This is a genomic window from Ruminococcus sp. OM04-4AA (genome assembly GCF_003462585.1).
Classification (GTDB): Bacteria; Bacillota; Clostridia; order Lachnospirales; family Lachnospiraceae; genus Mediterraneibacter; species Mediterraneibacter faecis.
On sequence record NZ_QTZH01000125.1, the window covers coordinates 1 to 2,184 of the forward strand.

Annotated in this window: 2 protein-coding genes and 2 pseudogenes; all 4 read right to left on the reverse strand. The window is 38.0% G+C overall.

All coding sequences use genetic code 11. The annotated features are described in order from the left end of the window. Positions 1-983 (reverse strand): annotated as a pseudogene (locus DXB52_RS15510) (FtsK/SpoIIIE domain-containing protein); the annotation flags it as partial. 68 nt (positions 984-1,051) lie between these two features. Then, positions 1,052-1,255 carry a helix-turn-helix transcriptional regulator gene (locus DXB52_RS15515; protein ID WP_008787613.1) on the reverse strand — a complete coding sequence of 68 codons (204 nt, stop codon included), beginning with the start codon at positions 1,253-1,255 and terminating at the stop codon, positions 1,052-1,054. A 3-nt stretch (positions 1,256-1,258) separates the two neighbouring features. Then, complete coding sequence (locus DXB52_RS15520; protein ID WP_025579173.1) at positions 1,259-1,900, reverse strand: DUF2178 domain-containing protein; 642 nt, start codon at positions 1,898-1,900, stop codon at positions 1,259-1,261. A 102-nt stretch (positions 1,901-2,002) separates the two neighbouring features. Next, positions 2,003-2,184: pseudogene (locus DXB52_RS15525) on the reverse strand (DUF961 family protein); the annotation flags it as partial.

A 2,184-nucleotide genomic window follows, 5' to 3' on the forward strand; every position in this document is an offset into this window, starting at 1 on the left:
CACATATTCATCAAAGATAAGAAAGCAGGGTGGCAGTCCAGATAGGCGTAGTTTTCGCCTGTCTTATAGTTCGGGTGTCGCTTCATTTCCTCGCTTCGCTGTACCATGCCCTCATAAAAGGCATTGACGCAGTCTATCATTTCTTCTTTGGTATGGTAGACGTTTGGCATGACCGTTCCTAAGTCCGCAAGGTCGCTATTCTTCGGGTCTAATATGTAAAGGACAGCGTTGGTATGCAGTAAGGCTTCAATGAGCGTCAGCAGAAAATAAGTTTTACCGCCACCAGTTCCACCAGCAATCAGAGCGTGGGGGAGTGCGTCATATTCCCAGACAAGATTTTTCATCAATCTAAGACAGCCTTTTTCTGCACGTACTTCATCAATGGTAATGCGATTTGCTATCATATCATAAAGCAGGGTATATTCGATATAGCCGTCATGCAGGGTCTTGTCGGTCAGCTCACAATACAAGCCACTTTCCAATTTATCCTCTAACCGTAAAAGCTGGTCTTGATATTTCCCCAGCGTGATTTCACAGCGGATATGAAGCAGTCCCTTTTCCATTTGATAATAAATCTTTGGAAACCAGACGATTTTTTCTCTTGATCTGCTTTGCAGGTCAGTAAAAAAACCGCTGTCTTGTACGGTATCGGCTTCATACCACTTATTTTCCAGTATCATTCTTGCCAGCTTTTGACGGTGCAGGAGCTTCTTGAAACTATCGTAACAGAAGCGGTAATACAGAAAAGCGACCAATGCACAAACACCAGTCGCTATCAGTATGGTTATGAAGTTGTAAGGGGAGAGCGTCAAGCCGTTCTCTAACAAGCTGAAATGCTCCCAATCGGTACGCATGAGCTGTTTCGTATTCAGTAGCAAAAGAACCGCTACGAATACAAACAGAAGCGTCCCTATGGAAAAGTGATAGACAAGTTGCTTGTCGCTGGCTCTGATACGGTGTCCTTTGTTACAAATCTTACGCATAAATCAATCACTCCTTTCTGGATATGAAAAAAGCAGTCAATCCTAAGACTAACTGCTTTAAACTGTCTTTATTCAAAAATAAATATATCTTCTATCGGAGCTTTTACAGCTCTTGAAATATCTATTGCCAATTTAAGTGACGGATTATATTGTGCTTTTTCTAATCTCATAATAGTTTCACGACGAACACCTACAATGTCAGCGAGTTGTTCTTGTGTTAATTCTTGTGCTACACGATATTTTTTTAAATTACATACAAACTTTGCTTCCATAATTTATTCCCTTTTTTCATAACGATATAATAAATAGTTGCTAAGAAAAAGAACAAGAGCATAGATAAGTGAAACAGAAATCAGCATAAATATTGCACACCACTCAACATTACGGGAAAACATACCTATTGCCATAAGCCAGATAACTACAAATAATAGTTTAAAACCTATCTTGTAGGCTTCTAATTGTGCCTTACGTTTATTTTCTTGAAAAAGCTCGTCTTCTAAGATATGAGAAAGTTTACCTTCAAAGAAAAAACTGAAAAAACCAAAAAATATGAAAAAAGCAAAAGGAAATATTTCTCCAAATTTATAGTATGTCCAAAATCCGCCAAACCCCAGAAAACCAAACATTCCACAAAATCCCCAGTAAGGAGAAATTGTTCTTGAATATCGTTTTTCCCTGCTGTTTTTTGAAAAGACATTTTTAAAGCAGATAATTACTATATAGATAGCATATAGTGCTATTAAAGCTCCAATTACTAACATAGGAATATCCTTGTAAGAAAATACATATTCCGACATATCCATATTTTTGACCCAGCGTCCATCATTGTATAATAGGGAGTAGATTGTACCAACAATAAGCAATAAAGCACACCCTACCCCCATAAAAATAATTTTTTTAATTTGTTTCTTTGACATATTTATCTCTCCTTTCAAATGAGATGTTTTTGTATCTTTATGAGATAAATATATCACTCCGCATTGTTCGTGTCAATCAAAATTAAGACAAATACATCACTTTTATTTCTTCGGCTGTCCCTGCGGTGTAGGGTTCTGTGGGCTACCTGCGTTCTGGTTGCCTTTATTCTTCAACACAATATCCTCTGCCTTTACATACCAGTCCACATCTGCACCCGTATAGGTTTTTCTTGATACCGTATCGGCTACTGGATTGACAAGCTCCACAACTGCATTGTAAGGAA

Excerpts from the sequence above, each read along its gene's own strand:
- DXB52_RS15520 (WP_025579173.1), bottom strand. The coding sequence starts at position 1,900 with ATGTCAAAGAAACAAATTAAAAAAATTATTTTTATGGGGGTAGGGTGT.
- DXB52_RS15515 (WP_008787613.1), bottom strand. The coding sequence starts at position 1,255 with ATGGAAGCAAAGTTTGTATGTAATTTAAAAAAATATCGTGTAGCACAA.